This is a genomic window from Rhodococcus sp. 320_ES, assembly GCF_059691855.1.
In genome coordinates this window covers 307,162-328,852 of sequence record NZ_JCAWAG010000001.1, presented here as the reverse complement: position 1 = coordinate 328,852, position 21,691 = coordinate 307,162, and the positions used below count along the sequence as shown (strand labels likewise).

The window sequence follows — 21,691 nt, the reverse complement described above, 5'->3', positions numbered from 1 at the left end:
CTGGGACGTCAGAAACCCAAGCGCCCCAACTGCTTCGGATCGCGCTGCCAGTCCTTGGCCACCTTCACGTGAATGTCGAGGTAGATGCGCGTGCCGAGCAGCTTCTCGATCTGCAGGCGCGCGGACGTACCGACGTCACGCAGCCGCGAGCCCGCCTTGCCGATCACGATCGCCTTCTGACTCTGGCGCTCGACGTACAGCGTGGCGCGCACCTCGAGCATGTCCTCGTAACCTTCTCGCGGCCCGACTTCTTCGATCACCACGGCGAGCGAATGGGGCAGTTCGTCGTGGACCCCTTCGAGTGCGGCTTCGCGGATGAGCTCGGCCATCAGCGTCTCTTCGGGCTCGTCGGTCAGATCGCCGTCCGGGTAGAACGCCGGACCGGGCGGAAGCGCCTTGGCGAAGACGTCGACGACCACTTCGACCTGCTCGCCGGACGCTGCCGAGACCGGCACCACCTCGGCGTCGGGCCCGAGCAGCTTCGACAGCGCCAGAAGTTGTTCCATCACACGCTGTTTCGACACCTTGTCGATCTTGGTGACCAGACCGACGATGGTGGTTCCACGTGCGTTGTGCTTCACCTGTTCGAGAATCCAGCGATCGCCGGGACCGATCTTCTCGTCGGCCGGGATGCACAGGCCGATCGCGTCGACCTCGGAATACGTGTCGCGGACAAGATCGTTGAGTCGCTGACCGAGCAGGGTCCGCGGACGGTGCAGCCCCGGGGTGTCGACCAGGATGAGCTGCGCGTGGTCACGGTGGACGATCCCGCGAATGGTGTGCCGCGTGGTCTGCGGGCGCGAGGAGGTGATCGCGATCTTGGAGCCGACCAGCGCATTCGTCAGAGTCGACTTGCCCGTGTTCGGCCTGCCCACGAAACAGACGAAGCCCGAACGGAATTCGGGTTCGCGCTCAGTCATCCTCGTTCTCCTCGCTCTCGTCCTCGGGCGTCGGCACGCGCTCGACGAGTACTGTCGACACTCGCACGCGGCCACGCGCGTCGGCGCCGCCCTCACCCACGAGAATCAGGCCGTGCGTCTGCACACGCGCACCCGGAAGAGGGACGCGACCGATCTCGTAGGAGAGTAGTCCGCCCACCGTGTCGACCTCCTCGTTGTCGATCTCGATGTCGTACAGCTCACCGAGATCCTCCAGCGGAAGCCGCGACGACACGCGGAAGCGCTCGTCGCCGAGCTCCTCGATCGGGGCGACCTCGTCGGTGTCGTACTCGTCGGCGATCTCTCCGACGATCTCCTCGAGGACGTCCTCGATGGTCACCAACCCTGCGACACCGCCGTATTCGTCGACGAGGACGGCCATGTGCTTGCGATCGCGCTGCATCTCCGCCAGCAACGAGTCGAGTGGCTTGGAGTCGGGCACGAACACGGCCGGCCGCATCACCTCGTCGACCCGCACGCTGTGACCGCTGTCGGCGGAGCTGTAGGTGCGCTGCACCAGATCCTTGAGGTAGACGACCCCGAGGATGTCGTCGACGTTCTCGCCGATCACGGGAATACGCGAATGTCCGCTCAGCACAGCCAACGACGTGGCCTGCCCGGCAGACTTGTCTCGCTCGATCCACACCATCTCGGTGCGCGGCACCATCACCTCACGCGCCGAGGTGTCGCCGAGTTCGAAGACGGACTGAATCATGCGTCGCTCGTCGTCGGCCACCACGCCGCGTTCCTGCGCCATGTCGACCAGCTCGCGAAGTTCGATCTCGGACGCGAACGGCCCGTTGCGAAATCCCTTGCCGGGGGTGATGGCGTTGCCGACGAGAATGAGCAGCCGGCTGATCGGTACGAGCAGAATACCGATGGCGCGCAACGGATACGACGACGCCAGCGCAATCGAATACGCGTGCTGGCGTCCCAGAGTTCGCGGACCGACACCGATCACGACGTAGTCGACGATCACCATCACCAGAGCCGTGACCGTCAGAGCCAACGCGCTGTCCATCCAGTCGATGAGCGCGCCCGCGAGCAGCACCGTTGCACCGATCTCGCAGAGGATGCGCAGCAGAACCATCAGGTTCACGTACCGCGGGCGGTCGGAGAGAATCCGCAGAAGTTCGACCGCACCGGGCCGTCCGTCCTTGACCATCTCCTCGACGCGGGCCGCGGAGACGGTGTTCAGCGCCGCATCGATGGCAGCGAACGTTCCACCGATGGGCACCGCGGCGATCGCGAGCACCATCAGTGCAGGCGCGTCGCTCACCGATTCGAACTAGGGCGATCGAAGCCCGTCTTGTCCAGCAGAGCGGCGTCGCGCTCGGCGGCACGAGAGGCACGCTCGGCCTGACGAAGGTCCTCGTACCACTCGTCGAGGAGGCTGTTCTGCAGCGCGAACATTTCCTTCTCCTCGTCGGGTTCGGCGTGGTCGTACCCCAGAAGGTGCAGCACACCGTGCACCGTGAGGAGCGCCAGCTCGTGCGAGAGCGGGTGTCCCGCCTTCTCGGCCTGCTCCGCGGCGAAACTCGGGCACAGCACGATGTCGCCCAGCATCGACGGCCCCGGATCGGGCGAGTCGGGCCGACCTCCCGGTTCGAGCTCGTCCATCGGGAACGACATCACGTCGGTCGGACCCGGAAGGTCCATCCAGCGCATGTGCAGATCGGCCATGGCCGCGGAGTCGACGAGCACCATGGACAGCTCGGCCGCCGGGTGGACGTCCATGCGGGCGATGGTGAAACGGGCGACGCTGACCAGGTCGGTCTCGGAGATGTCCATCCCCGACTCGTTGGAGACCTCGATGCTCATCGTCTGCTCGCCGTTGGAGTGGTGGTGAACACCGGTAGAGCTCCTTCGATCAGTGAGGGCGGTGACCGTCAGCGCTGAGCCGACCTGGGTCCGCTCCGGCGCTGCGCGCGGTTGCCCATTTTTGCATCTCCCGCTTCGAAGCGGTCGTACGCGTCCACGATCTCCGACACCAGCCGGTGACGCACCACGTCGGAGCTGTCGAGGAACGCGAAGTGGATGTCGTCTACGTCGACGAGCACTTCCGTGGCCGCACGCAGACCAGACCGCGATCCGCCCGGCAGGTCGACCTGCGTCACGTCGCCCGTGACCACGATCTTCGATCCGAATCCGAGGCGGGTGAGGAACATCTTCATCTGCTCGGCCGTGGTGTTCTGCGCCTCGTCGAGAATGATGAACGCGTCGTTCAGCGTCCGGCCGCGCATGTAGGCCAGGGGTGCGACCTCGATGACGCCGGCCGCCATCAGCTTCGGAATGGCTTCGACGTCCATCATGTCGTGCAGGGCGTCGTGCAGAGGCCGCAGGTAGGGGTCGATCTTGTCGTGCAACGTGCCCGGCAGGAAGCCCAGTCGCTCGCCCGCCTCTACGGCCGGACGGGTGAGGATGATGCGGCTGACCTGCTTGGCCTGCAACGCCTGCACGGCCTTGGCCATCGCGAGGTACGTCTTGCCCGTGCCGGCCGGGCCTACTCCGAACACGATGGTGTTCTCGTCGATCGAGTCGACGTAGCGCTTCTGGTTCAGAGTCTTGGGCCGGATGACCTTGCCGCGACGCGAGAGAATGTCCAGGCTCAGGACCTCTGCGGGCGACTCCGACACGCCTTGCGTGAGCATGGCAATGGTGCGCCGCACAGCGTCGGGGCCGATCGATCGGCCGCCGGCCACGATGCCACTGAGCTCTCCGATGACCCGCTCGGCCAAGGCCACGTCGGCCGGGGTGCCCGAGAGGCTCACCACGTTTCCGCGCACGTGCACGTCTGCCTTCAGTTCCTGCTCGAGAGCTCGCAGATTTTCGTCCGCGGAACCCAGCAGCGGAAACATCGTTTCCGGGGCCAGCTCGATGCTCGACGTTCCCGTACGTGCCGGGATCACGTTCCGCTTGCTCGAACGGGTGAGATCGTTGTGTTCACTCACGTGGTGGCTATGGCCTGCTTTCTGGGGTCAGGTACTTCTGTGTCGAGTTTAACGCCGTCGGTGAAACACGCATTCCCTTTGTTGTTCGTGGCCAAGCAGCCAATCGTCGGCGCAGACTGAACATCGTCGTCGACTCGAAGGGGATGGCCCATGATCACACTCGACCCGAAAGTTCGCGAGACGCTCGACAGCTCCGCGCTCGCACACGTCGCCACGGTGCTGCCGGACGGCGGCCCGCACGTGGTGCCCGTCTGGATCGGGATGGAGGGCGACAACATCGTGTTCTTCACCGGAGCCGGCAGTCGCAAGGCACAGAATCTGGCCCGCGATCCACGCGTCTGCATCTCCATGACACCCACCGACAACCCGTTCTTCCCGATCTCGATCCGCGGCCGACTGGTCGACCGCATCGAGGGCGACGCGGCGTGGACCATCATCGACCGCATTTCGACCACGTACACCGGCGGGCCGTACTCGCGCGAACACGAGCGCATCGTGCTGGTCGTCGAACCCGAGAAAGTGGCTGCCGGGCTCGGCTGACCGCCTGGTACGACAACCCGGCCGGCTCACTCGACAGGGCGTTCTCCCCATCGGTCGGTGAGCACTCCTATTGCACCGAGCGCGACCGCCGCAGCGGTGGACGTCCGTAACACCGTGGGCCCCAACAGGACCGGGCGCGCACCTGCGGTCACCAGTGCCTCGATCTCCCTGTCGTCGAGCCCGCCTTCGGGCCCGACGATCAAGACGACCTCGTCGGCGTCCCGTAACGGCATGGAGGCCAACGGTTCCCGAGCCGACTCATGTAGCGCTGCCGCAATTCCTCCGCGCGCCACCGTGTCCCGGACGAGGGCGAGCACCGCAGCGGTGTCGTGGAGGTCGAGCACGTCCGGAACGAATGCGCGACGCGACTGCTTGGCTGCTGCCAGCGCTGCCGACCGCCACTTCGCGACGCCCTTCGCCGCCTTCGGGCCTTCCCACCGCGCGACGCAGCGCAGCGACTGCCAGGGAACGATGGCATCGATGCCTGCTTCGGTGGCCGTCTCGACGGCCAACTCCGAGCGCTCAGACTTCGGAAGAGCCTGCACCAGTGTCACTTTCGGACCACGCGCAGTCGCAGTGGTCCGACTTTCGACGGACAGCTCGAGGCGATCTCGCGCCGCGGAGGTCACCACGGCGTCGGCCATGCCCCCGCGACCGTCGGACAGCACCACCCGCTCGCCGACGCCCGTGCGCCGCACCGTCGCGGCGTGACGACCCTCGGGACCGTCCAGAACGGCGACGCTCCCGACGTCGGGCAGCGGGTCGAGGTAGTAGACGGTGGCCGCCATGATTCGCCGCTAGCGGCTGAACGCCTCGCGCAACCGGGAGAACAAGCCGCCGGAGTTCTGCGAGGCGGAGGTCACGACTTCGGCCTTGTCGCGGTCACGCCGTGTACGCAGGTCCTTCAGCAGACGCATTTCCTCGTGGTCGAGGCGCGAGGGCACCACCACTTCGAGGTGGGCGTGCAGATCGCCGCGGACTCCGCTGCGCAGCTTCGGCATGCCGTGGCCGCGCAACACCGCAACTGCGCCCGGCTGGGTTCCGGCGTCGATGTTGATCTTGGTGGGGCCGTCGAGGATGGCGTCGACGGTCACCGACGTGCCGAGGGCCGCGTCGACCATCGGGACACGGATGGTGCAGTGCAGATCGTCGCCGTCGCGCACGAAGGTCTCGTGCGTCTTCTCGACCACCTCTGCGTACACGTCACCGGCGGGGCCACCACCCGGGCCTACCTCGCCCTGGCCGGCGAGTCGGATACGCATTCCGCTGCCGACTCCGGCCGGAACCTTCACGGCGATGTCGCGGCGAGCACGCACGCGTCCGTCGCCGCCGCACTTGTGGCACGGATCGGGGATCACTTCGCCGGCACCGCGGCACGTCGGGCAGGGGCGAGCGGTCATGACCTGACCGAGGAACGAGCGCTGAACGGACTGAACCTCGCCCGCTCCGCCGCAGGTCTCGCACCGCTCCGGCTTGGAGTCGCCGTTGGTGCCGGCGCCGGTGCAGACGTCGCACAGGATCGCGGTCTCCACGGCAATGTGCTTGGTCACGCCGGTGGCGCACTCGTCGAGCGTCAACGTCGTGCGCAGCAGGGAATCGGATCCGGGCTGAACGCGGCCGCGGGGACCACGGGAGCTTCCGCCTCCGCCCCCACCGAAGAACGCCTCGAACACGTCTCCCAAACCGCCGCCGAAACCGGCGGCGCCGAAGCCACCGCCACCGCCGCCACCGCTTTCGAGCGGATCTCCGCCGAGGTCGACGATGCGCCGCTTCTCCGGATCGGACAGCACCTCGTACGCCGTCGAGATCTCCTTGAAGCGGGCCTGGGCCGACTCGTCCGGGTTGACGTCCGGATGGAATTCACGCGCCAGCTTGCGGTAGGCGCGCTTGATCTCCTGATCCGTCGCCTTGTTCCCGACGTTCAGGGTTCCGTAATAGTCCCGTGCCACGTATCTCTCTCGTTCTCGGTTTTCGTATGTCGTGATCGCGTGCGTCTAGCGCTCGGCCAGAACTTCGCCTATGTATCGCGCAACAGCCGCGACCGATGCAATTGTTCCTGGGTAGTCCATCCGCGTCGGACCCAGGACCCCCAAACCGCCCAGGACGTTGCCGCCGCTGCCGTACGCCGTGGACACCACGGAGGCGCCGCGCATCTCGGGAGCCATGGTCTCTTCGCCGATCTGCACGGTCACCCGGCCGGTTTCCTGAGTTGCGGCGATGAGCTTGAGAACCACCACCTGCTCCTCGAGCGCCTCGAGAACCGACCGCAACGACCCGGGGAAGCCGGCCAGAGACGCGAAATCGGCGGCATGAGCCGTCAGGTTGGACGTGCCGCCGAGCACGAGCCGCTCCTCCGGATGCTCGACCAGCGTCTCGATCAGCGTGGTCGACGTCCGGACGACCACGTCTCGCAGATCGTCCGGCGCGTTGTCGGCCAACTCCGCCACCGCCGCCGACGCCGCCGCGAGCCGCTTGCCCTCCAGCGCGCCGCCGAGCAGGGCCCGCAGGCGCGAGAGATTCTCGTCGTCGATCACGTCACCGAGCTCGACGATGCGCTGATCGACGCGACCCGAATCGGTGATCAGAACGAGCAACAGGCGCGCGGGCGTCAGCGCTACGACCTCGATGTGTCGGACAGACGACGCCGACAGCGTCGGGTACTGCACGACGGCGACCTGACGGGTGAGCTGCGCGAGCAGCCGTACTCCGCGCCGAAGCACGTCGTCGAGATCGACGCCCGTCTCCAGGAACGTCATGATGGCGCGACGCTCCGCGGCCGACAACGGCTTGACGTCCGCGATCCGGTCGACGAAGAGCCGGTAACCCTTGTCCGTCGGGATGCGGCCCGAGCTGGTGTGGGGCTGAGTGATGTACCCCTCGGCCTCGAGGACAGCCATGTCGTTGCGCACGGTGGCGCTGGACACGCCGAGGTTGTGCCGCTCGACGATGGCCTTCGAACCGATCGGTTCCTGCGTGGCGACGTAGTCGGCGACCAGAGCGCGGAGCACTTCGAAACGACGATCTTCGGTAGTGGACACGGTCACCTCCGTCTGCGCAGTTGTGTGGGTCGAGTCTAGTGGTTGACTGGAGGACATGATCTTCCGAGGAGTGCGAGACGGGAAGCCGTATCCCGAGCACGGTCTGTCGCTGCGCGACTGGTCGAAGATCCCACCGCGGCAGCTGCGACTGGACGAGATCGTGACCATCACCAAGGTGCTCGAACTCGACCGCCTGCTCGCGGAGGACAGCACCTTCTACGGTGACCTCTTCCCTCACGCGGTGCACTACCACGGGGTGATCTACCTCGAAGACGGTCTGCACCGAGCCGTCCGCGCGGCGCTGCGGAACCGCGTGGTGCTGCATGCGCGGGTGTTCGACTACGACGCGATCGGGGCGTAAGGGGCTCCGCCCCTTGTGCGCTAGTGGGGCTCGCCTACCCCAGCACGTCCCGCACGACCCCGTCCGCCAGCAGCCTCCCGCGATCGGTCAGGACGAACCTCTGGCCCTCTCTGGTCAGCAATCCGTCCGCCACGATCGACTCGGCACGCTCCACCTCGTCCGCGGACAGGTCGGACGCCGAGAGACCGGTCCGCAGCCGCGCGGTCAACATCACCCGTTCCATATGGACCTCGTCGTCGGTCAATACCTCCGAATCGGCGATCGGCAGCTCGCCGGCCTGCAGCCGATCGGCGTATCGCGCGGGATGCTTGACGTTCCACCACCGGGTTCCGCCGAGATGACCGTGGGCGCCGGGACCTGCGCCCCACCAGTCCCCGCCGTCCCAGTAGCCGATGTTGTGGCGGCATTCGGAGTCGTCGCCGCGGGACCAGTTCGACACCTCGTACCACCCGAAACCGGCCGACGTCAGTGCCGCGTCGATGCGCTCGTACCGCGAGGCCAGCACGTCGTCGTCGGGCCGCGGCAACTCACCGCGCTTCACCTTGCGGGCCAGCGCCGTACCGTCCTCGACGATCAGCGCGTAGGCGGACACGTGATCGACGTCGGCGTCCAACACTGCGGCGAGCGAAGAGTCCAGGTCGCTGTCGCGTTCACCGGGCGTGCCGTAGATCAGGTCCAGGTTGACGTGGTCGAAACCGGCTGCGCGTGCCTCGCGCGCGGCGTCGACGGCTCGGCCCGGCGTGTGTGTGCGGTCGAGCACGGCGAGCACGTGCGGCGCCGCGGACTGCATGCCGAGCGAGACGCGGGTGTACCCCGCCGCGCGGATGGCGTCGAAGAACTGCGGCGAGGTCGACTCGGGGTTCGACTCGGTGGTCACTTCGGCGCCGTCGGCCAGCCCGAACGTGGATTTCACCGCGCCGAGCAACGTGGCGAGACCGTCGCCGCCGAGCAGCGACGGCGTTCCGCCGCCGACGAAGACGGTGTCGGCGCGGGGAACGGCTCCCGCGGAGGACGACATCAGCGATGCCGCGCTCTCGAGTTCGGCGGTGATGGCCTCGAGCCACGACTGCGGCGACGCCGACGTTCCGAGCTCGCCCGCGGTGTAGGTGTTGAAGTCGCAGTATCCGCAGCGCGTCGCGCAGAACGGGACGTGCAGGTACACCCCGAACGGCCGGGTGCCGAGCCCGTCGAAGGCGGCGGGTCGGAATTCGGATGTACTCACTCGCCTCAGTGTCCTCGCCACATTGATGCGGGAAACGCTCGGCCTATTTCCCCACATTTTCCGGGAAATACCCGTCCCGGATCGGCGGGGGCCGCGCAACGTGGCAGAATGATCGCCATGACCGCACTCGATTTCCGACTGGTGGCACGTCGCCACGTCGATCTCGGTCGTGTCAGCAGCTGTCTGGGGTTCGATCTCTAACTGCCCACCAGCCCGCATACCCGGCCGGTCGCAGGCGAGGTACGCGGGAGCAGCCCCTCCCCGAACACCGCCAAAGATCGGCGCCCAACATTCTGGAGCGCCTTCTTCATGACGCAAGACACGTCCGACGCAGCCCCCCGCGCCCGCACCGCCCGGCCCACCAAGCGCAAGGCCGAGGGCCAGTGGAAGCTCGGTTACCGCGAACCGCTGAACCCGAACGAGCAGTCCAAGAAGGACGACAACCCGCTCAACGTTCGCGCGCGCATCGAGAACATCTACTCGAAGGGCGGCTTCGACAGCATCGACAAGGCCGACCTTCGCGGCCGCTTCCGGTGGTGGGGCCTGTACACCCAGCGCGAGCAGGGCTTCGACGGAACCTTCACGCACGACGACAACATCGACATGCTCGAAGCCAAGTACTTCATGATGCGCATCCGCTGCGACGCAGGCGCTTTGAACGTTCAGCAGCTGCGCACGCTCGGCGAGATCTCCACCGAGTTCGGCCGCGACACCGCCGACCTGTCCGATCGCGAGAACGTGCAATACCACTGGATCAAGGTCGAGAACGTCCCCGAGATTTGGCGACGCATCGAGGCCGTCGGACTGAAGACCACGGAGGCGTGCGGCGACTGCCCCCGCGTCGTGCTCGGGTCCCCTCTCGCGGGTGAATCGCTCGACGAGGTTCTCGACCCCACCACCGCGATCGATCAGATCGTCGAGCGCTACATCGGCAAGCCCGAGTACTCGAACCTCCCGCGCAAGTTCAAGACCGCGATCTCGGGCCAGCAGGACGTGGTGCACGAGGTCAACGACGTCGCGTTCATCGGTGTCAACCATCCCGAGCACGGCCCCGGACTCGATCTCTGGGTCGGCGGCGGACTGTCGACCAATCCGATGCTCGCTCAGCGCGTCGGCGTGTGGGTGCCGCTCGACGAGGTGGCGGACGTCTGGGAAGGCGTCGTGTCGATCTTCCGCGACTACGGCTACCGCCGGCTGCGGGCCAAGGCGCGGCTGAAGTTCCTCATCAAGGACTGGGGCATCGAGAAGTTCCGGGAGGTCCTCGAGACGGAGTACCTGCACCGCAAGCTGATCGACGGCCCCGCGCCGGAAAAGCCCACCCGGCCCATCGACCACGTGGGCGTCCAGAAGCTCAAGAACGGCAAGAACGCGGTGGGCCTCGCCCCGATCGCCGGCCGCGTCTCGGGCACCATCCTGTCGAAGGTCGCCGACGCCGCCGAGCGTGCCGGCTCCGATCGCATTCGCTTCACGCCGTACCAGAAGCTGATCGTGCTCGACATCGCCGACGACAAGCTCGAGTCCTTCATCTCGGAGATGGACGCGTTGGGTCTGCCCGCCCGGCCCAGCGTGTGGCGCAAGAACCTGATGGCCTGCAGCGGCATCGAGTTCTGCAAGCTCTCGTTTGCCGAAACCCGCAAGCGCTCACAGGTTTTGGTTCCCGAGCTCGAACAGCGGCTCGAGGATCTCAACGCCGAACTCGACGTGCCGATCACCATCAACATCAACGGGTGCCCCAATTCCTGCGCACGGTCGCAGATCGCGGACATCGGATTCAAGGGCCAACTGGTCGACGACGGAACCGGCGGACAGGTCGAGGGATTCCAGGTTCACCTCGGCGGCAGCCTCGGATTCGACAGCGCCTTCGGCCGAAAGCTTCGGCAGCACAAGGTGACCAGCGACGAGCTCGGCGACTACATCGAACGCGTCGTACGCAACTTCACCAAGCACCGCATCGAAGGCGAGCGCTTCGCCCAGTGGGCAGTGCGCGCCGACGATGCGGATCTGCAGTGAGCGGGAACAGCCCCGTGGTCCGCGGTGTTGGCAACACCACCGCATTCGGCACACGAAAGGTCACAGCATGAGCGTCACGACACATCGGCATCTGTCCGAATCGGAGCTCCGCACCATCGCCGAGCGCGGAGCGCGCGAGATGGTTGGAGCGTCGGCGCAGGACCTCATCCGTTGGACCGAGGACACGTTCGGCGACGACTACATCGTGGCCTCGAACATGGAGGACGGCGTCCTCGTTCACCTGGCGGCCGAGGTCCATCCGGGCGTCGATGTCCTGTTCCTCGAGACCGGCTACCACTTCGCCGAAACACTCGGCACCCGCGACGCCGTCGAGCAGGTGTACGGCGTCAACGTCATCAACGCGAAGGCCGAACACTCGGTGGCAGAACAGGATTCGATCGAAGGCAAAGACCTGTTCGCCCGTGATCCCGGCCGGTGCTGCGCGCTACGGAAAGTTGCGCCGTTGAAGTCCGAGCTGAAGAACTACAGCGCGTGGGTCACCGGCATCCGCCGCGTCGAGGCCCCCACGCGCGCCAACGCGCCGCTGATCTCGTTCGACGAAGCATTCGGCCTCGTCAAGATCAACCCCATCGCCGCATGGTCCGACGAGGACAAGCAGAGCTACATCGACGCACACGGCATCCTCGTCAACCCGCTCATCGACGAGGGCTACCCGTCCATCGGATGCTTCCCGTGCACAGCCAAGCCTGCCCCCGGCGCCGACCCGCGCAGTGGCCGCTGGGCCGGCAGCTCCAAAACCGAATGCGGGTTGCACAGTTCGTGAACGCTCCGTCTCCGGGTCGCTCCGCAGGCTCCGCTCCTGCCCTCGTAGCGGTTGCGCATGGTAGCCACGACCCCCGCGCCGAAATCACACTGCGCCGCATCGTCGACGCCGTGGACGCCTCGCTTCCGAATGTCGATGTGCGCCTTGCCTTCCTGGGCCTGAACTCACCGTCCGTCGACACGGTGTTGGACGAGCTCGCACAGGACGGGCACCGTCACGCCGCGGTGGTGCCGATGCTGCTCGGCGACGCCTTTCACGCGAGAGTCGACCTGCCCGCACTTCTCGACGCCGCGGCGCAACGGCATCCGTTTCTCACCACCACCCAGACTCCGGTCCTGGGATCCGACGCCGGCATGATCGACGCGATGCGGAGCCGAATCACCGACACCGCAACGAGCCTCGACGACGAACGCGTTGGAATCCTCATGCCCGCGGTGGGTTCGTCCGACCCGCGCGCCAACGTGCTCACCCGTCGTATCGCTCCGCGACTGACCGAGGGAACCGCCTGGACTGCGGCCATCGCGTGCTTCGCGACGTCGGCCGAGCCGGACACCGCCCGAGCCGTCACCGCGCTCCTGGACTCGGGAGTCGACCGCATCGTCGTCGCCCCGTGGTTCCTGGCCCCGGGGAAGCTTCTCGACAAGGTCACCGACATCGTCGACCGACTCTCCCCCACCGCTGTGTACGCCGACACCCTGGGCGATCACCCGAGTGTCGTTCGGGCGATCGGAGCGCGCTACGCCTCCGTCGTGGCCGAGTTGGGTGTGGCCGCATGACCATGGACAACACTGGAGGAATCACCGCATGACCGCCGCCGCTGTCACCCACGTCGACGAATTACGCGCTCTCGAAGCCGAATCCGTCCACATCATCCGCGAAGTCGTTGCCGAACTGGAACGACCCGTGCTGCTGTTCTCCGCCGGCAAGGACTCCATCGTCCTGCTCAGACTGGCAGAGAAAGCGTTCCGCCCCTCCCCCGTCCCGTTCCCGGTCATGCACGTCGACACCGGACACAACTTCGACGAGGTCATCGAGTTCCGCGACCGCCGACTGCGCGACGCCGGCCACTCTCTCATCGTCGCCTCCGTCCAGGAATCCATCGACAGCGGACGCGTCACCGAAATCGGTGGCCCCCACGCCTCCCGCAACCGCCTGCAGACCCGCACACTCCTCGATGCCCTCGAAAACGGAAAGTTCGACGCCGCGTTCGGCGGAGCCCGTCGCGACGAAGAGCGCGCCCGCGCCAAGGAACGCGTTCTGTCCTTCCGCGACGAGTTCGGCCAGTGGGACCCCAGAGCCCAACGCCCCGAACCGTGGTCGCTCTACAACGGGCGCATCAAGCGCGGCGAGCAGGTCCGTGTGTTCCCGCTCAGCAACTGGACCGAACTCGACATCTGGCGCTACATCGAACTCGAGAACCTCGAACTGCCCTCCATCTACTTCGCGCACCCCCGCGAGGTGTTCGAGCGCGACGGCATCCTCCTGGCCACCTCCCGGTTCACCACGCCCACCGATTCCGAACAGGCCAAGGTCGAAATGGTGCGCTACCGCACCGTCGGCGACCTCACCATCACCGGCGCCGTCCGCAGCACCGCCACCACCATCGCGGACGTCATCGACGAGATCAGCGCCGCCACCGTCTCCGAACGCGGCGAAACCCGCGCCGACGACCGCACGTCCACAGCCGCCATGGAAGACCGCAAACGCGAGGGATATTTCTGATGACCGTTCTCGCCGAAACAGCCCCCGACACAGCCGTTGTCACGAGGCAGCTTCTCCGCATCGCGACCGCCGGATCGGTCGACGACGGCAAGAGCACGTTGATCGGTCGGCTCCTGCACGACACCGACAGCCTGCCTCTCGACCACCTCGATTCGGTGACCGACGACCAGGGCGTGGCGGACTTGGCCGCACTGTCCGACGGCCTGCGCGCCGAGCGCGAGCAGGGCATCACCATCGACGTGGCGTACCGCTTCTTCTCCACGCCCACACGCAATTACATCCTCGCGGACACCCCCGGTCACGAGCGCTACACGCGCAACATGTTCACGGGCGCCTCCAACGCGAACGTCGCCATTCTTCTGGTGGATGCGCGCGCGGGCGTGCTGCGTCAGACGCGGCGCCACGCCCGCATCGCGACCTTGGTGGGCGTGAACCGACTTGTCGCCGCCGTGAACAAGATCGACCTCGTCGACTTCGACGAGGCGCGCTTCCGTGAGGTCGAGAGCGAACTCGTGGAACTCGGTGAGCGTCTCGGCGCCAAGATCCTCGTCATTCCGATCGCAGCGAAGCTCGGCGACAACGTGGTGCACCGGTCGTCGAACACCCCGTGGTACTCCGGTCCGACGCTGCTCGAACACCTCGAAGCCATCGAATTGACCGCTCCCGCACCGGTGTCGACGCAGCTGCGCCTCCCCGTGCAGTGGGTGTCACGGCCGACCGCAGGTGAGCGTCGCCGCTACACCGGACGCCTGTCGGCCGGAACGCTCGAAGTGGGCGACGCGGTCATGGCCCTCCCGTCGGGATCGCGCAGCGTGGTCACCGCGCTCGACACCCTCGACGACACCCGCTCCATTGCCGTTGCGCCACTGTCCGTTTCGGTCGAGCTGGCCGACGACATCGATGTCGCCCGTGGTGACGTACTGGTCAGCGCGGCCGACGACGCCGCACTTCCTACCGCCGCCCGCGAGGTCGACGCCACCGTGTGCTGGCTGGCCGAAGCGCCGTTGCGGCCGGGTGATCGCGTCGCCCTCAAGCACACCACGCGCACCGTGCGGGCGACGGTGCACCGCATTCATTCGCGCTTGGACCCGGAGACCCTGGACGAGCACGGGGCGCCGGCGGAACTGACGCTCAACGACATTGCGCGCGTGACGCTGCGAACGAGTTCGCTGATCGTGGCCGACGACTACGCGAGCAACCGCGACGCCGGGGCGTTCGTTCTGATCGACGAACACACCAACGACACCGTCGGCGCGGGCATCGTTCTCGATGCCCATGAAGCGACCGACAGGTCCGGTGCCGAGAATCTGGAGTGGCTCGAGCCGGCACTCGATCGGACTGTCCGCAGCGAACGCACCGGCCAACGGGGAGCGACGATCTGGCTCACCGGGAACGCATCGGACGCCAAGGCGGCCGTCGCGGTGGCGGTCGAAGACCTGCTGACCGCGTCGGGACAGACTGCCTATGTTCTGAACGGCGACAACGTCGTTCACACTCTGTTCGACGACCTCGACGCTTCGGCCGGACAGCGCAGTGAGCACGCGGATCGACTGGGACGGCTGGCGCGCCTGTTCGCGGACTCCGGAACGGTCACCGTGACGGCGATCGAGACCGACACTGCGCCGGCTCGCGCCGTGGTGGAGGCCGCCGAGTTGCCGTTCGTCGAGGTGGAAGTCGCTGCGGACGCCGACGTCTCGGCGCTCGCCCGCGAGATCGTCGGGCGGCTGGCCTAGACGCTCGTAGCGGGCAGGCCGGAGGCCGGTCGGGAAACCGAGTCGGCGATGTGCGGCACTCTGGTTGCGCGCACGTACACCGTCTCGCCGCCCTGCAGGCCCAGTGCCTCGTTGTCGCCGCGGGTGATCTGAGCGAAGAAGATCTCACCCGTTGCGGCATTGAGCAATTCGATCCGTACCTCGAAGCCGAGGTGGACGACGCGCTCCACTCGGGCGCGCAGCACACCGGCCGACTCCGCGGTGCCCTCGTGCTCGGCCCGCGCCAGCTCCGGTGTGCGGCCGACGCGAATGTCGTGGGGACGCACCAACTGTCCGTTCAGCTTGGACACCTCGCCCAGGAACGACATGACGAAGTTGTTGGCGGGGCGGTCGTAGAGGTCACGCGGCTCGCCGACCTGCTCGATACGACCCTTGTTGAGCACGGCGATGCGGTCCGCGACGTCGAGCGCCTCCTGCTGGTCGTGCGTCACCAGCACAGTGGTGACATGCACGTCGTCGTGCAGGCGCCGCAGCCACGTCCGGAGGTCGGCACGCACCTTGGCGTCCAGAGCGCCGAACGGCTCGTCGAGAAGCAGCACCTGGGGGTCGACGGCCAGCGCTCGTGCCAATGCCATGCGCTGACGTTGGCCGCCGGACAGCTGCGAGGGGTAGCGACTCTGAAAGCCGCTGAGTCCCACGATCTCGAGCAGTTCGTCGACCTTGTTGTCGATCTCCTTCTTCGGCTTCTTGCGAATCTCCAGGCCGAAGGCGACGTTCTTGCGGACCGTGAGGTGCTTGAAAGCGGCGTAGTGCTGGAACACGAATCCGATGTCGCGCTTCTGCGGGGTGACGGTCGTGACGTCCTTGCCCGCGATCACCACGCTGCCCGAATCGAGGTGCTCGAGCCCGGCGATGGACCGCAACAACGTCGACTTGCCCGACCCGCTCGGACCGAGGAGCGCGGTCAGCGAGCCCTTCGGAATGTCGATGGAGACGTCGTCGAGAGCGGCGAAGTCCCCGAAGTGCTTGTTGGCGCCCGAAACCGAGATTTCGATCGAATCGCTGCCGGTCATTGTGTTCTCCTCTTGCGATCGAGCAGGGTCATGAGCAGCAGCACGACGACCGCCACGACCATGAGCAGAGTCGACGCCGCGTAGGCGCCGGCCTCGTTGAAGTCTTCGTACCGAGAATTGACAAGCAGCGTCAGAGTCTGCGAGATGCCGGGCAGGTTGGTCGACACGACGATCACGGCGCCGAATTCACCGAGCGAGCGCGCCACCGTGAGCACCACACCGTAGGTCAGTCCCCACCTGATCGCGGGCAACGTGATGCGCCAGAACGTCTGCCACGACGACGCGCCGAGCGTGGACGCCGCCTCTTCCTGCTCCTCGCCGATCTCCCACAGCACCGGTTCCACTTCGCGCACGACGAACGGGAGGGTGACGAAGATGGTCGCCAGCACCATGCCGGGCAGGGCGAAGATGATGGTGAAGCCCCAGTCGGAGAGAAAGCCGAACCATCCGTTCACGCCCCAGAGAAGGACCAGGGACACACCGACGATGACCGGTGACACGGCGAACGGAAGGTCGACGATGGCCTCGACCACGCCCTTGCCGCGAAACTTGCCACGTACCAACGCAAGTGCGGTGACCACGCCGAAGACGACGTTGATCGGTACCACGATGGCCACGATGAGTAGGGAGAGTTGCAGCGCCGAAATCGCAGCCGGGGTGGAGATCAGCTGGAAGAAGGACACCACGCCGTCCTGAAACGTCCGATAGAAGATGGCGACGAGCGGAAACAGCACCAGCACGGCGAGATAGACCAGCGCCAGGGTTCGAAGCCCGAGCTTGGTCGGCGTTCCCGGTTTCATCGCTTCTGCTCCTCACGACGCGCGAGCCGTGCGCCGACGATGCGCAGCACGAACAACACCGCGAACGCCATGAGCAACAGCACCACCGACACCGCGGCCGCGTCGACCGGCCTGTCCGTCTCGATCTGTTCCCGAATGAGCTGCGAGGCAACCTGAGTCTCACCGGGGATGTTGCCGCCGATGAGCACGACGGATCCGAATTCCCCGATGGCACGCGAGAATGCGAGCCCCGCACCGCTCAGGATCGACGGGAGGAGAACCGGAAGTACCACTCGCCGGAAGATCACCATGTTGCTCGCGCCGAGCGACGCGGCGGCCTCCTCCACTTCCGCGTCGAGTTCGATCAACACCGGCTGCACCGCCCGCACGACGAACGGGAGGGTCACGAACGCGAGCGCCACGATCACACCGATCTTGGTGCCGTTCAACGTGAGTGACACCGGGCTCTTCGGACCGTAGAGCGAGAGCAGGACCAGCGACGCGACGATGGTCGGCAGTGCGAACGGGAGGTCGATCAGGGAGTTGACGATCGACTTGCCGGGAAATTCGTCGCGCACGAGCACCCAGGCGATGACGGTCCCCATGACCACGTTCACGAGCGCCGCGATCACCGACACCTCCAGCGTCACGCGGAACGTCGCGAGGGCCCGCGGCTCGGTGACCGCGTCCCAGAAGGCGGCGGGACCCTCCGAGACCGACTTGCTCAGTACCGCCGCCAACGGAAGCAGCACCATGAGGCTGAGCCAGAGCACGACGGTGCCCAGGCTCAGCCCCCGGAGGCTGCGCCGCTGCCGACGCACGTCGGGCGGAGCAGCGACATCGGATACGACCATTGCTAGCTGCCCGACCCCTTGTAGATCGCGGTGATCGCGCCGTTGTCGCCGAAGAGGTCGGCGTCGACGGTTGTCCATCCGCCCAGATCGTCGATTGTGTACAGCTTCTCCGGTGTCGGGAACTTGTCCGTGTACTGCGCCGCGATTTCCGGATTGACCGGACGGAAGCCGGCCTCGGCCCAGATCTTCTGCCCCTCGTCGGTGTAAACGAAGTCGTTGAGCGCGTTCGCCTTCTCCAGGTTGGCGCTCGACTTGATCACGGCCACAGGGTTGTCGATGCGGAACGTGTCCGACGGGTTGATGTGCTGCACCGGCTGACCTTGACCTTCGAGCAGCAGCGCCTCGTTCTCGTAGCTCAACAGCACGTCTCCCTGCCCCTGCAGGAACGCCTCACTCGCGGCGCGGCCGGAATCGGGCTGCACCGGGAAGTGGGTGACGAGCTGGGAGATGTAGTCGAGCCCTGCCTGCTTGTTCTGGCCCCCGTTGCTCTTGGCTGCGTACGGCGCCAACAGGTTCCACTTCGCGGAGCCGGAGCTGAGTGGGCTGGGGCTGATGACCGATACGTCGGGCTTCAGCAGATCGTCCCACGTCTGGATGTTCTTCGGGTTTCCCTCACGCACCACGATCGAGACCACCGATCCGAACGGAACTCCGTTGTAGGCGTTCTTGTTCCAGTTCTCGTCGACCTTGCCGGCCTTCACCAGCCGAGTGACGTCCGGCTCGACGGAGAAGTTCACGATGTCGGCGGGAGCACCGTCGGCGACCTTGCGGGACTGGTTACCGGAGGCGCCGTAGTCGGCGTTGATGGTGGACCCGTCGCCTGCGTCGGTCTTGGCGAACGCGGGAGCGATTGCGTCCCAGCCGTTCTTGGGAACGGCGTACCCGATCAGCGTCAGGGCGGGGCCGCCTCCCGACGCATCGGACCCACCGACGGTGTCGCTGGAACCACCGCCGCAGGCGGTGAGGGCGAGAGCGGATGCGGTCACGACAGCGGTCAGCGCAAATTTCAAGCGGGATGTCATCGAAGGGCCTTTCTGGGGCTCTCTGGGATCGGTGCGAAGCGGGCCGCAAGCTCACGGGACGGTGAGCGGTGGCGTCGAAAAGGTTGCGAGCGCGAACGGTCTCGCCGGAGCGGGAGTCAGCGACAGTCGACGTCGGCGACCGCGAGCATGCCGACTGCGATCAACGCCAATTCATGGCGGACCGGAGGCAGTACTGGTGCGTGCACGGGCAGAAATCTAGCAGAGCGGGCCTGCGGACCTGCAATCGAGTCAGCGCGTCAACAGCCACGCGACGACGACGAGAAGCAGCAGCGCAAAGAGCGCGAGGGTGACCCTCGAGCGCGGCATCAGGGTTCCACCGTGGCTGCGTTCGGAGCAACGGGTTCCCGGCGACTGCTCTTGCCGCGCGGATTGAGCTTGGTGAGCTCGGAGACGACGCGGTCCGCCGCCAGGGCGATGACACCGGCGATGGGCAGCACCACGACGACGACGAGGGCGACCTGAGGAATGAAGGGCAGACCGACGACCCAGAGCTCGATGCCGTCCCACCAACTCGTCGCGTCGTTCACACCCCGACCCTAACCTCTTACGCGTGTGCAGTGGACGGGGGCGACCGCGAAGATCATGATGGCGGCATGAGCCCGTTCGACGACAAGTCCGTGGTCCCGCGAGTCGCCAGCGCCGAGGAAGCAGTGTTCGGAGCGAGCGCCGACGCCGCCCTGGAGCACACCGCACTCGACGCCGTTCCGGCCAACAACCAGACCTGGCTCCCCCGCCGGTCCGCGTTTCCGCCGATCGACGACTACGCGTTCCTCTCCGATTGCGAAACGACGTGCCTGATCGCGCGCAACGGTTCGGTGGAATGGATGTGTGTTCCGCGCCCGGATTCGCCCAGCGTGTTCGGCTCCATCCTCGACCGGAGCGCCGGGCATTTCCGTGTCGGCCCGTATGGACAGAACGTCCCCGCGGCGCGACGGTATCTGCCCGGCGGACTGATCGTGGAGACGACCTGGCAGACCGAAACCGGATGGCTCATCATTCGCGATGCCCTGGTGATGGGACCGTGGCACAACACCGACGAGCGGTCGAAGACTCACCGGCGAGCACCCTCGGACTGGGATGCCGAGCACTGCCTGCTGCGGACCGTCAAATGTGTCAGCGGCACAGTCGAATTGGAGATGAGCTGCGAGCCGGCGTTCGATTACCACCGCACGGGCGCCGAGTGGGAATACACCGGCAAGGTGTACGAGGAGGCGACGGCCACGGCGCGCGCTGCCGACGGATCGGACCAGCCCGCACTCAAGCTGACCACGAACCTGCGCATCGGTATCGAAGGACGCGAGGCACGCGCTCGCACCCGAATGAGCGAAGGAGACAACGTCTTCGTCGCATTGTCGTGGTCGAGCCTCGAGCCGCCCCGCACCTTCGACGAGGCCGCGGACCGGATGTGGCGAACGTCCGAATGCTGGCGCCAGTGGATCACGATCGGCCGCTTCCCGGACCACCCGTGGCGGGGCTACCTCCAGCGCAGTGCGCTGGCGTTGAAGGGTCTGACCTACGCACCGACCGGAGCCCTGCTCGCGGCGTCGACCACGTCGTTGCCGGAAACGCCCAAGGGCGAACGCAATTGGGACTACCGCTACGCATGGGTGCGCGACTCGACCTTCGCCCTCTGGGGCCTCTACACCCTGGGGCTCGACCGCGAGGCCAACGACTTCTTCTCCTTCATCTCCGACGTGTCCAACGGGCCGGGCGACTCCCTGATCCCGCTGCAGGTCATGTACGGCATCGGTGGCGAGCACACCCTCGAGGAGACCGAGCTGGGTCACCTGTCGGGGTACGACGGCGCGAAGCCCGTGCGCATCGGCAACGGCGCGTACAACCAGAGCCAGCACGACATCTGGGGCACCATGCTCGACTCTGTGTATCTCCACGTGCGGTCGCGCGAGCAGGTTCCGGAATCGTTGTGGCCGCTGCTCAAGGAGCAGGTCGAGCAGGCCATCGAGAACTGGGGCAAACCCGACCGCGGAATCTGGGAGGTGCGCGGGGAACCGCAACACTTCACCTCGTCCAAGGTGATGTGCTGGGTCGCTCTGGACCGCGGCGCCAAGCTGGCCGTCATGCACGGCGAGGACGGTTACGCCGAGCAGTGGAGCGCGATCGCCGACGAGATCAAGGAGGACATCCTCGCGAACGGTGTCGATTCGCGCGGCGTGTTCACCCAGCGCTACGGCGACGATTCCCTGGACGCGTCGTTGTTGCTCGCACCCCTGCTGCGCTTTCTGCCCGCGGACGACGAGCGCATCCGCGCCACCGTGCTCGCCATCGCCGACGAGTTGACCGAGGACGGTCTGGTTCTGCGCTATCGCGTCGACACCACCGACGACGGCCTCTCCGGCGAGGAGGGGACGTTCACGATCTGCTCGTTCTGGCTCGTCTCCGCGCTGGTCGAGATCGGTGAGCTGGACCGGGCCAAGCGGCTCTGCGAGCGGCTGCTCGGCTACGCCAGCCCCCTCAAGCTCTACGCCGAGGAGATCGACGCCAAGACCGGACGTCATCTCGGCAACTTCCCGCAGGCGTTCACGCACCTGGCCCTGATCAATGCGGTCGTCCACGTGATCCGCGCGGAGGAGGCGGCGGAGACGGGGCACTTCCAACCGGCGCACACGGCGAGATGAGGGGCCTGCTCTAGCTACCCGCAGCGAC

General features: G+C 66.5%; 21 protein-coding genes and 1 pseudogene. 8 read left to right on the top strand and 14 right to left on the bottom strand.

What is annotated here, in order from left to right; genetic code table 11:
* Window positions 1-8: 8 nt before the first annotated feature.
* The 4 genes from era to AC59JP_RS01585 form a co-directional block, all read right to left on the bottom strand.
* On the bottom strand, window positions 9-920 hold the full coding sequence (era, locus tag AC59JP_RS01600; RefSeq protein WP_497323870.1) for a GTPase Era: 912 nt from the start codon (window positions 918-920) through the stop codon (window positions 9-11).
* Window positions 913-2,217: a hemolysin family protein gene (locus AC59JP_RS01595; protein ID WP_497323869.1), complete on the bottom strand. Its 1,305-nt coding sequence runs from the start codon at window positions 2,215-2,217 to the stop codon at window positions 913-915. The genes era and AC59JP_RS01595 overlap by 8 nt, the downstream gene beginning before the upstream one ends.
* A complete protein-coding gene (gene ybeY, locus AC59JP_RS01590; RefSeq protein ID WP_497323868.1) occupies window positions 2,214-2,759 on the bottom strand; it encodes an rRNA maturation RNase YbeY in 546 nt (181 codons plus the stop codon). The genes AC59JP_RS01595 and ybeY overlap by 4 nt, the downstream gene beginning before the upstream one ends.
* Window positions 2,760-2,827: 68 nt before the next feature.
* Window positions 2,828-3,889: a PhoH family protein gene (locus AC59JP_RS01585; RefSeq protein ID WP_497323867.1), complete on the bottom strand. Its 1,062-nt coding sequence runs from the start codon at window positions 3,887-3,889 to the stop codon at window positions 2,828-2,830.
* A gap of 150 nt (window positions 3,890-4,039) precedes the next feature.
* On the opposite strand from AC59JP_RS01585, the gene AC59JP_RS01580 reads away from it, so the two are divergent.
* Window positions 4,040-4,429, top strand: a complete 390-nt coding sequence (locus AC59JP_RS01580) for a PPOX class F420-dependent oxidoreductase (RefSeq protein ID WP_497323866.1) — start codon at window positions 4,040-4,042, stop codon at window positions 4,427-4,429.
* Between the two features lie 26 nt (window positions 4,430-4,455).
* Here the strand turns inward: AC59JP_RS01580 and AC59JP_RS01575 are convergent, their stop codons facing one another.
* Genes AC59JP_RS01575 through hrcA form a run of 3 tightly spaced genes read right to left on the bottom strand, consistent with a single transcriptional unit; the run spans window position 4,456 to window position 7,467 of the window.
* Entirely contained in the window at window positions 4,456-5,217 is a 762-nt protein-coding gene (locus AC59JP_RS01575) for a 16S rRNA (uracil(1498)-N(3))-methyltransferase (RefSeq protein ID WP_497323865.1), read from the bottom strand.
* A gap of 9 nt (window positions 5,218-5,226) precedes the next feature.
* The gene (gene dnaJ / locus AC59JP_RS01570) at window positions 5,227-6,378 is read right to left on the bottom strand and encodes a molecular chaperone DnaJ (RefSeq protein WP_497323864.1); all 1,152 of its coding nucleotides are present in this window, start codon (window positions 6,376-6,378) and stop codon (window positions 5,227-5,229) included.
* A 45-nt stretch (window positions 6,379-6,423) separates the two neighbouring features.
* Window positions 6,424-7,467: a heat-inducible transcriptional repressor HrcA gene (gene hrcA, locus AC59JP_RS01565; RefSeq protein ID WP_497323863.1), complete on the bottom strand. Its 1,044-nt coding sequence runs from the start codon at window positions 7,465-7,467 to the stop codon at window positions 6,424-6,426.
* 55 nt (window positions 7,468-7,522) lie between these two features.
* Here hrcA and AC59JP_RS01560 point away from each other — a divergent pair, with 55 nt between their 5' ends.
* Window positions 7,523-7,828, top strand: a complete 306-nt coding sequence (locus AC59JP_RS01560; protein WP_497323862.1) for a type II toxin-antitoxin system VapB family antitoxin — start codon at window positions 7,523-7,525, stop codon at window positions 7,826-7,828.
* A 34-nt stretch (window positions 7,829-7,862) separates the two neighbouring features.
* On the opposite strand, the gene hemW is transcribed toward AC59JP_RS01560, so the two are convergent.
* Entirely contained in the window at window positions 7,863-9,050 is a 1,188-nt protein-coding gene (gene hemW / locus AC59JP_RS01555) for a radical SAM family heme chaperone HemW (RefSeq protein ID WP_497323861.1), read from the bottom strand.
* 309 nt (window positions 9,051-9,359) lie between these two features.
* On the opposite strand from hemW, the gene AC59JP_RS01550 reads away from it, so the two are divergent.
* The 5 genes and pseudogenes from AC59JP_RS01550 to AC59JP_RS01530 all read left to right on the top strand — a co-directional run.
* Window positions 9,360-11,060, top strand: a complete 1,701-nt coding sequence (locus AC59JP_RS01550; RefSeq protein ID WP_497323860.1) for a nitrite/sulfite reductase — start codon at window positions 9,360-9,362, stop codon at window positions 11,058-11,060.
* 67 nt (window positions 11,061-11,127) lie between these two features.
* On the top strand, window positions 11,128-11,844 hold the full coding sequence (locus tag AC59JP_RS01545; RefSeq protein WP_497323859.1) for a phosphoadenylyl-sulfate reductase: 717 nt from the start codon (window positions 11,128-11,130) through the stop codon (window positions 11,842-11,844).
* Window positions 11,841-12,620 (top strand): sirohydrochlorin chelatase, encoded by a 780-nt coding sequence (locus AC59JP_RS01540; RefSeq protein WP_497323858.1) that lies wholly within the window; start codon window positions 11,841-11,843, stop codon window positions 12,618-12,620. Before AC59JP_RS01545 ends, AC59JP_RS01540 begins: the two co-directional genes overlap by 4 nt.
* A 28-nt stretch (window positions 12,621-12,648) precedes the next feature.
* The gene (gene cysD / locus AC59JP_RS01535; RefSeq protein ID WP_497323857.1) at window positions 12,649-13,566 is read left to right on the top strand and encodes a sulfate adenylyltransferase subunit CysD; all 918 of its coding nucleotides are present in this window, start codon (window positions 12,649-12,651) and stop codon (window positions 13,564-13,566) included.
* Window positions 13,566-15,245, top strand: a pseudogene (locus AC59JP_RS01530) (GTP-binding protein); the annotation flags it as partial. The gene cysD and the pseudogene AC59JP_RS01530, both read left to right, overlap by 1 nt.
* A gap of 50 nt (window positions 15,246-15,295) precedes the next feature.
* On the opposite strand, the gene AC59JP_RS01525 reads toward AC59JP_RS01530, so the two are convergent.
* The 6 genes from AC59JP_RS01525 to AC59JP_RS01500 all read right to left on the bottom strand — a co-directional run bounded on the left by AC59JP_RS01525 (window position 15,296) and on the right by AC59JP_RS01500 (window position 19,554).
* On the bottom strand, window positions 15,296-16,351 hold the full coding sequence (locus AC59JP_RS01525) for a sulfate/molybdate ABC transporter ATP-binding protein (RefSeq protein WP_497323856.1): 1,056 nt from the start codon (window positions 16,349-16,351) through the stop codon (window positions 15,296-15,298).
* The gene (gene cysW / locus AC59JP_RS01520) at window positions 16,348-17,151 is read right to left on the bottom strand and encodes a sulfate ABC transporter permease subunit CysW (protein WP_497323855.1); all 804 of its coding nucleotides are present in this window, start codon (window positions 17,149-17,151) and stop codon (window positions 16,348-16,350) included. The genes AC59JP_RS01525 and cysW overlap by 4 nt, the downstream gene beginning before the upstream one ends.
* Window positions 17,148-17,984, bottom strand: a complete 837-nt coding sequence (gene cysT, locus AC59JP_RS01515) for a sulfate ABC transporter permease subunit CysT (RefSeq protein WP_497323854.1) — start codon at window positions 17,982-17,984, stop codon at window positions 17,148-17,150. The genes cysW and cysT overlap by 4 nt, the downstream gene beginning before the upstream one ends.
* Before the next feature lie 2 nt (window positions 17,985-17,986).
* Window positions 17,987-19,006 (bottom strand): sulfate ABC transporter substrate-binding protein, encoded by a 1,020-nt coding sequence (locus AC59JP_RS01510; RefSeq protein ID WP_497323853.1) that lies wholly within the window; start codon window positions 19,004-19,006, stop codon window positions 17,987-17,989.
* 116 nt (window positions 19,007-19,122) lie between these two features.
* A complete protein-coding gene (locus tag AC59JP_RS01505) occupies window positions 19,123-19,212 on the bottom strand; it encodes an Ms4533A family Cys-rich leader peptide (RefSeq protein ID WP_371829923.1) in 90 nt (29 codons plus the stop codon).
* Window positions 19,213-19,332: 120 nt separating this feature from the next.
* Window positions 19,333-19,554, bottom strand: coding sequence for a hypothetical protein (locus AC59JP_RS01500; RefSeq protein ID WP_497323852.1), 222 nt, complete (start codon window positions 19,552-19,554; stop codon window positions 19,333-19,335).
* A gap of 66 nt (window positions 19,555-19,620) precedes the next feature.
* On the opposite strand from AC59JP_RS01500, the gene AC59JP_RS01495 reads away from it, so the two are divergent.
* Window positions 19,621-21,663: a glycoside hydrolase family 15 protein gene (locus AC59JP_RS01495; RefSeq protein WP_497323851.1), complete on the top strand. Its 2,043-nt coding sequence runs from the start codon at window positions 19,621-19,623 to the stop codon at window positions 21,661-21,663.
* Window positions 21,664-21,691: the final 28 nt, after the last annotated feature.